This is a genomic window from Methanospirillum sp., from assembly GCF_028679455.1.
Classification (GTDB): Archaea; Halobacteriota; Methanomicrobia; order Methanomicrobiales; family Methanospirillaceae; genus Methanospirillum.
Genome location: NZ_JAJRBM010000011.1, coordinates 1 through 7,504, shown reverse-complemented (window position 1 = coordinate 7,504; position 7,504 = coordinate 1). Strand labels below are relative to the sequence as shown.

Genomic DNA, 7,504 nt, shown 5'->3' with positions numbered 1-7,504 from the left:
TTCAAGGATACAGAAATTTATTTGAATTCAGGCAGGTTTTGTTTTCCGGGGTGGAAATTGACAAAATATAGATATGATCAGAAAATTGCCGGGAGAATACTATGCGGAGTTCTCATCGGGCTACTCTGTATAGGAGTTATTGGCATACCGGTGTGTGCTGATGAGGTGGTTATTGGAGAAAATAATTCACCGATTATTCCTGGGGAAATATCCCCGGAGATGATACACGGAATTGATGGGATTAAATATCCATTATTCGAACAAAATCTCCTCAATCAGGAAAAAGTAGAGGGAGCATACACATCATCAGAATCTAACCATACACAAAGTATTGACATGAGTGGATCAGGAGGAAACGAAACCGCTATTCAACTCACCTTGCAGAGATGTCTCGGGGGGTCATCAACTGACCAGGGATATGCAGTAACCTCATTACCTGACGGAGGTTATATGGTTACCGGATATACCCGGTCAATCGATGGTGATGTATCAGGGAACCATGGAGGTTCTGATGTATGGGTCATCAAAATGGATCCCTCCGGAACTCTGGACTGGCAGAAATGTTTTGGTGGATCAAATTCTGATTATGGATATACAGCAACTCAAACCGTTGACGGGGGATACCTGGCAGGGGGAACCACATACTCGAATGATGGCGATGTTTCCGGTAATCACGGCGGTTCAGATCTCTGGGTTGTAAAAATGGATCCGTCCGGAGATCTGCAGTGGCAGAAATGTCTGGGTGGAACAACCAGTGACTGGGCAGAGTCAGTTATTCAGACCAGGGACGGGGGATATCTGGCAGGGGGAGCCACATACTCGAATGATGGCGATGTCTCCGGTAATCATGGAGGTTCTGATGCTTGGATCGTGAAACTCGATACTTCCGGAAATCTGCAGTGGCAGAAATGTCTGGGAGGAACATCCGGGGACTGGGTTACCTCGGTAATTCAAACCACTGACGGAAGTTATCTGGTCGCAGGAGTCGTATATTCGACCGATGGGAATGTCTCTGGAAACCATGGACAAGCTGACTACTGGATAGTAAACCTTGATGAGAATGGAACCCTGGTGTGGCAGAAGTGTTTCGGTGGATCTGATAATGATTTAGCTGAATCGATAACTCAGACAGCAGACGGAGGATACCTAATAGGAGGAATGTCCTCCTCCCTTAACGGTGATGTTTCAGGAAACCACGGATATGGTGACTACTGGGTTGTTAAACTGGATTCGTCCGGCTCTCTCCAATGGCAGAAGTGTTTTGGAGGGTCATCAAGCGATTGGGCAGAATCGGTTATTCAGACTGCTGATGGGGGATACCTGGTTGGAGGAATTTCCATTTCAGAGGATGGGGATGTTTCTGGAAACCACGGAAATAGTGACTGCTGGGTAGTAAAACTTGATAACGAAGGAAACCTCAAGTGGCAGAAGTGCCTTGGAGGGTCTAAGTACGATCATCTATTTTCACTTAATCAGACAGCGGACAGACAATATCTTACGGTCGGATATACCTACTCAAATGATGGTGATGTTACCGGATACCACGGGATAACTGACAACTGGCTTACCCGGATTTCTGTTCAGCATCCAGTCAACGCCACCTCTGATCCCTGGACTATTCTCTATCCAGTAGGGAATAAATCCTATACCGAGGGGACAAATGCCACATACCTCGCCCAGACAAAACCGGGCGCAACTCTTGAGAACGTCACGGTCGATAGCAACCGGGTTGGCCCGGTGAGCAACTGGACCTTCACTACGATCATAGCAAACCACACCATCTCGACCTCTGGAATCCCTACTCCCGGGCAGGTGCATGCCTTCTTCTCGATGAACACGACCTGGGGGGCAGTTCCACTTTCCATAGCGTTTACCAACCAGTCACTCGGCAGCCCAACCTCATTTTTCTGGAATTTCGGGGATGGAACCACTTCAACAGTCCGGGATCCGGTCCACACGTATACCACTCCGGGAGTGTATTCAGTCTCGCTCAAAGCAATGAATGACCAATCCGGGGGAATTGCAATGCTCAATAAAGCGGTGACGGTGACTGCCGGAGTTGTTCCCTCTCCGACTCCGACACCGGTACCAGCAGAGATATCCACCGCATTCTCAGCAGACCGGACTTCTGGAACTGCTCCTCTACAAGTTACCTTCACCGATCAGTCTACCGGAAACCCGACATCCTGGATCTGGGATCTCGGGGATGGGAATATATCAACGGTACAGAATGTGACTCATATCTATTATGCAAAAGGGACTTACTCGGTCACTCTTAGGACAAAGAACAGTATTTCATCAGGAATGATGGAAAAGAGCGAGTACATTTCGGTTACCTAACTATCCGGGAGTAATTTTCGATGAAAAACCCGGTCTCTCATTACCGGGTTTTTCATGAGAAGGTATTCGGTAATTGTGACTTAAGGCAATAGAAACAAACATGAGGAAAATATATCTGGATGTCTGCTGTTTATGCAGACCGTTCGATAATCAGGACCAATATACAATACGACAGGATTCAGAATCAATAAAAGAAATCCTCAAACGATGCCATAATCAGTATATCCTCGTCGGCAGTGAGATGATTGATGATGAACTCTGCCGAATCGGCAACTCTCACAAGAAGGATGTAGTCAATGCCATCATGCAAATATCCCGTGAATATGTAGTAATTGACAACGAAATCAAAAAAAGAACATACGTCCTGAAATCAATGGGTTTCCATTCTGCGGATGCTATCCACATAGCATGTGCAGAAAGGGCACAATCTATCTTCCTAACCACTGACAAACAGATACTTCAGATAGCAAAACGAAATAGTCAGTTACTCAATACTCCCATTGCTCATCCTGTAATCTGGCTAGAGGGAGGTGTAAATGGAGACTAAAACATTATCTAAAATCCAGCAGGAAGGAATCAAGGCATTAATCAATACGTTAGGCCCGGTTGATACAGTCCGGTTTATTCAGATCTATGACCCTGGATATGGCGACTATACCAGTGAGCGAAAGACCTGGTTGCCAGATGATCCGGAAGATTATTTCAAAACCATAGAAAAAAGAAGAGAAGAGAAGAAAAGTAACTCTTCCTGATTTAATCAAAATGCAATAGTAGTATTTGTAACCATAGCATGTTTCAATCCGTCCTCAACGGCGAACCCCGATAAATAATCCGGGAAGCGGCAAGGATCCCCGGTTTATCGACTTTTGAACCTGGGAGGTTCATCCCCGCTATAAGCGGGGATTTCAACCATCATTCTGCGTCTCCTGTTTATTCCCGACGTTTACTGTTCTCTCTTTCCGGACCGTTCCCGGTTGTAACACGTCTCACACAGAGCTATCTGCTGACCCGGATCCACCCAGACTGCTGCCCCAATCCTACAGACCGAGCACTTCCCGGTCGGACTGCTCCGGTGCTGCATGGATCTCGTATCAATGATACCCGGAATCGTCCGGACAGAGAGGGACTCCCTGACCTGGGCAGCCTCAAAACAGACCGGACAGAGCATCCGTTGCCCGGATCCGGCATGTACGGTTCGTTCCCTGTACCTGGTGTAGGGACTTCCGCACATAGCACAGGGAGTTTTCTGGGGCCATCCTTCCACTTCGACAAAATCAACAGCCCTGATCCTGGACTCAGGTGATCGGTCGGCAGTGGCGGCATCATGCGGCAGAGTATGCTGATCTGCCACTCTCAAATCTGCACCCGGATCCACAATCCCGCCTTCATTCGCCGGTATCAGATCACCCTGGGCGGCAATGCGGCAGTTCCCGGGATCAGAACCCTGATGATCACCCGTGTCAGAGAGTGAGATCCCCTGCTTCATACCCTGGTCCTCTGCCGCTCTCTGATCGTTATTAGTACAATCTTTGATTATTTGTAGATCTGAAGAAGGATGCGCCTCTATTTCCGGGCGGCAGCCTCCCGCATTGTTCCGCATTATGCCATCTTCAGCCGCACTGCCGCCCGGATCAGTATCATCAGGGCCGGGTGACTTCTGTTCGGCAGCAAGCCAGACCACACCACCCTCTGACCAGGGAAGATACAGAGCAGGATCCCAGGTGTACACCCTCATTCGTCGCTGTGTGTGTTTTCCATCAGAGCCGGATGTGACAGTCCGGTCATAAAACGAGACAGCCGGACATTTTGCCAGAAGCCCTGAATAGGTCTGCCCTTTGCTCAAATATCCGTTCAGAAGCTTGTGTATCGAACTATTATTCCATCCGGTAAGCGTCTGGAGATCATTGACCGTATATTCCGGCCTGCCTGACTGGTGCATGATCGTCACCAGTTCTGCCTCTCTCCTGGTCAGTTTCGATGCCTGACCCCCGCTCTCCCCGTTCAGGGCCGTATAGAGACGTGCTGCAACGGTAAAATCCTCTTCTGTCGCATAAATGCACCGTACCTCATCGATCTCCTCTTCATTTCGCTGCTGCTGCATGAGAATCGATGACGACCTGATCAGATCCAGAAGCATATCCGGATTTCTCCGGTTTGCTGCCGACACGAACCTGATACGATCTGCAAACGGGATGATCACAAATGCAGGAACAAGAGTCTTCCAGATCTCCTGGCAGATCAGGTTCTCATCACGTTCACGCTCACCGCAGATAGGACCCTTGCATGCATGGGAAAGACTCCGCTCAAGAACCTTAAGATCCAGTTCTTCGCTGTCATCGATCCAGCAGGTGAGCATCCGGTTAAAGACCTGGTCATCCCCGGTACCGTCCACCTTGGCAATCCACCAGACACACCGCTCCGGAATCGTGCATACCTGTCCGGTCCGATCCTTTGAGACTGTCCTGTACACAAACGGGTGATGAAAAGAACTGGTCACCCCTTTCAGGATCTCCTGCATCTGGTCTGAAAGTGCATGATCATCAAGAGCAATCACGGTCCCTGGCTTCAGATCAGTGATGTAAAAGAGTGCCTTCTCGCTGATCCTGCCGTCAAGCCGGTGGGCAGGAGGAACCTGCTTAAGCACAGTACTGATAGCATGGCTCTTCCCTTTCCCTGACTCACCGGTAATCGAGACATGCAGCCCTTTGCTATTCAGCACAAGCCGGGAAGCAAGCGACATAATCAGTGACTCGGCAACCGTCAGATCCCCTTCGTGATCCAGGGTAAATGTGTCAAGCATGTATCGCAAAGGGTGCGTATCGGTAAGAATACGGCTTACATCAGCCTTGAACCCGGAAGAAGTACACTCCTGCGTTGCGGAGCCGGGGGTTTTAGCCTCCGGAGACGGTCCTGGCACGACAGTCGCTGAAGCTGCCGAAGATGGAGAGGAAGATGGAGAAGAAATGCGTTTTCCCCGCAGCACTCTATCTGGTTCATACCGATATCGCAGTTCAGCCCACCGCTGTGTTCCTCCCCCACACGAATCATGATGACATCCTGCGAAAATGGCACCGTTTGGGAACTGAATTGCGTATGCTCCGTCCCGGTGATCTGACGAGAACGGGCATTCATGTAGCACGAAGAGCGACCCACCTGCATATGGTTTCTGCTCGCATGATAACTCATGCCTTTTGAGCCATGCTCCAAGATCAATGGTCGCCCCCGGCTGGTTGTCTTTGGGTACCTGCTGCTCATCAGGGAGCATTCCAGCCAGATGGATGAGCCTTTCTGCAGCGACGACAACGGGGGTGTCAGGCACTGAAAGAAGTCTTGCCTTCCGATGTGGTCTGGCTGCGATGGTATCTCCCTTCCTGCTGGTAGTCCCATAGAGTTTCCAGATCCGGCCGGCATTAGAGACCGAAGTATCAACCTTGGATCGCTCATCAGAGAAGAGGGTATCCAGGGTTTTGAGAACATTCCTGATAAGTTTCAGGGTCGTGTCATCATTTTCAAGATCAATCTGGTACAGGAGATGAGCCCCGTTTCCTGAGTCAGCCATCACCGGCTCCGGCCAGCCAAGACCGGTAAGATATGCCGCAATCCGGCTGGCTTTCGCTAATGCCTCATGGTGCTCTTCTTCGGTAGAAGAGACGCCTGACGGCCTGACCGGATCGATATCAATCGGAAGCCATCGACGGGAAAGGATGTCACTATCTGCTGCTGACTTTTCATCTCGCCCGAGCCTTGTCTCTATCCGGTTTGCCCGCCTTGCAAGCAGGTCAGGGTTAACCGGATTGAGCGTGACATAAATCCCTGCATACTCCCCCCTGTTTTCAAACCGGGTGACCGCACTCTCCAGGAGGTCATATGTGTCAAAGAATCCTGAAGCCGTTCCGTATTTTCCTAACAGCCTGACTTCGACAGTCTGACCGGGCGCAAAGAGCAGGTCGCATGCCGACCTGATTGGGTGCGAATCTTGTGCCTGCTCTTCTGTCCCCGGAGGGTTGTTGCTCATACCGTATCCTCCGGTCTGCTTTGAACCGGCCTGACCCGGGTGAGCCCCTGAACCAATGCATGGGAGGTTGGAATCCTGCAGAGCATTGACTCACGGGGTAACCCTCTGGTTCCATCATGAAGGATGTCAGCCTCATACATGGGCATACCCCCTGCTGACAGAAAGAAACAAAGGTTCAGACACCCATACGAGTACCATATCCCCGCCGATCTTCCCGGTCTGCCAAGATAGAGAAGGGTTGTGCGGGGCTTGTCTATTCTTTTCCGTTTCATACTATCATATACCTGTGAAACCTTCTATCGGTACAGAACCCGGGTCAGGGGCGTTGCCTTGTCCTGTTGATGGTTCTGATCGATCTGGTGGATCACCACCGAAGTGTTTCCTCATTATCCTGGTATCTGCTTATTTAAATATTTGAAAAGACCCACCAAACGGAGTTCAATTATTCTTCTTATTCTGAATCAAGGCGATTTGAAATATTTATACGGTGATAGACGGGATTAACATGAGTTTAATCATAGGGTCCCATACAAACCACCATACCATACTGATGCATGGCAGTTTCCTGAAAAGAGGGAACGCCAGGGCGTTACAGACCTCATCGTTTTTTCCGGTAATCAGATACCCGGTAAACGAAGAGAAAAAAGTGCCTTTGCGGTCTGCACCCTCAAGTTCATCAAGCCACCGGGATCCTTCGTTTTTGGCAATCACTCCTGTATCACAGGCACGGGAGACCGTTTCCCTGATGCCGAATATACGATCACAGATCTGGAGATCATGAAGAATCATCGTTCGGGGAAGCACGGAAACCTCACAAACACCAGCGTTGGTACAGATCTGATAGAGCTCGCGCCCTATCCATCCGTTCATAAACTGATCTGCCCAGTAATTCAGAATTGAACGTGTCAGGTTGTGTGCAGAATTAGCAATGATGAAGAGTTCCCAGTCAGGTTCAAACAGAACAAATCTCCCCCCCGGTTTCAACACACGAATCAATTCGTGCAGTACAAGTTCAGGATGAGCAATATGCTGAAGAGCCCTGTCCTCCCTGACTGCATCAAAGATGTCATCGACAAATCCGAGAGAACGTCCATCCATCTGCATGAATGAAGGGGCCCTCTCCCGGGGGGATAATTCATTGCATGAACC

The 7,504-nt window shown here is 49.6% G+C and carries 6 protein-coding genes; 3 read left to right on the top strand and 3 right to left on the bottom strand.

Features of this window, described 5'->3' with window-relative positions; genetic code table 11:
* The first annotated feature begins 57 nt into the window (after positions 1 to 57).
* The 3 genes from LUQ50_RS00320 to LUQ50_RS00310 all read left to right on the top strand — a co-directional run bounded on the left by LUQ50_RS00320 (position 58) and on the right by LUQ50_RS00310 (position 3,092).
* The gene (locus tag LUQ50_RS00320) at positions 58 to 2,340 is read left to right on the top strand and encodes a PKD domain-containing protein (RefSeq protein ID WP_300034410.1); all 2,283 of its coding nucleotides are present in this window, start codon (positions 58 to 60) and stop codon (positions 2,338 to 2,340) included.
* 100 nt (positions 2,341 to 2,440) lie between these two features.
* Positions 2,441 to 2,887, top strand: coding sequence for a hypothetical protein (locus LUQ50_RS00315; protein ID WP_300034407.1), 447 nt, complete (start codon positions 2,441 to 2,443; stop codon positions 2,885 to 2,887).
* On the top strand, positions 2,877 to 3,092 hold the full coding sequence (locus tag LUQ50_RS00310) for a hypothetical protein (RefSeq protein ID WP_300034404.1): 216 nt from the start codon (positions 2,877 to 2,879) through the stop codon (positions 3,090 to 3,092). Before LUQ50_RS00315 ends, LUQ50_RS00310 begins: the two co-directional genes overlap by 11 nt.
* Positions 3,093 to 3,283: 191 nt before the next feature.
* On the opposite strand, the gene LUQ50_RS00305 is transcribed toward LUQ50_RS00310, so the two are convergent.
* The 3 genes from LUQ50_RS00305 to LUQ50_RS00295 all read right to left on the bottom strand — a co-directional run.
* A complete protein-coding gene (locus LUQ50_RS00305; RefSeq protein ID WP_300034402.1) occupies positions 3,284 to 6,355 on the bottom strand; it encodes a hypothetical protein in 3,072 nt (1,023 codons plus the stop codon).
* Positions 6,352 to 6,627 (bottom strand): hypothetical protein, encoded by a 276-nt coding sequence (locus LUQ50_RS00300; protein ID WP_300034399.1) that lies wholly within the window; start codon positions 6,625 to 6,627, stop codon positions 6,352 to 6,354. The genes LUQ50_RS00305 and LUQ50_RS00300 overlap by 4 nt, the downstream gene beginning before the upstream one ends.
* Before the next feature lie 208 nt (positions 6,628 to 6,835).
* A partial coding sequence (locus LUQ50_RS00295; RefSeq protein ID WP_300034395.1) for a methyltransferase domain-containing protein occupies positions 6,836 to 7,504 on the bottom strand: 669 nt, incomplete at its 5' end.

Coding starts and splice junctions, on each gene's coding strand:
- LUQ50_RS00315 (WP_300034407.1), top strand. CDS start 2,441: ATGAGGAAAATATATCTGGATGTCTGCTGTTTATGCAGACCGTTCGAT.
- LUQ50_RS00310 (WP_300034404.1), top strand. CDS start 2,877: ATGGAGACTAAAACATTATCTAAAATCCAGCAGGAAGGAATCAAGGCA.
- LUQ50_RS00300 (WP_300034399.1), bottom strand. CDS start 6,627: ATGAAACGGAAAAGAATAGACAAGCCCCGCACAACCCTTCTCTATCTT.
- LUQ50_RS00305 (WP_300034402.1), bottom strand. CDS start 6,355: ATGAGCAACAACCCTCCGGGGACAGAAGAGCAGGCACAAGATTCGCAC.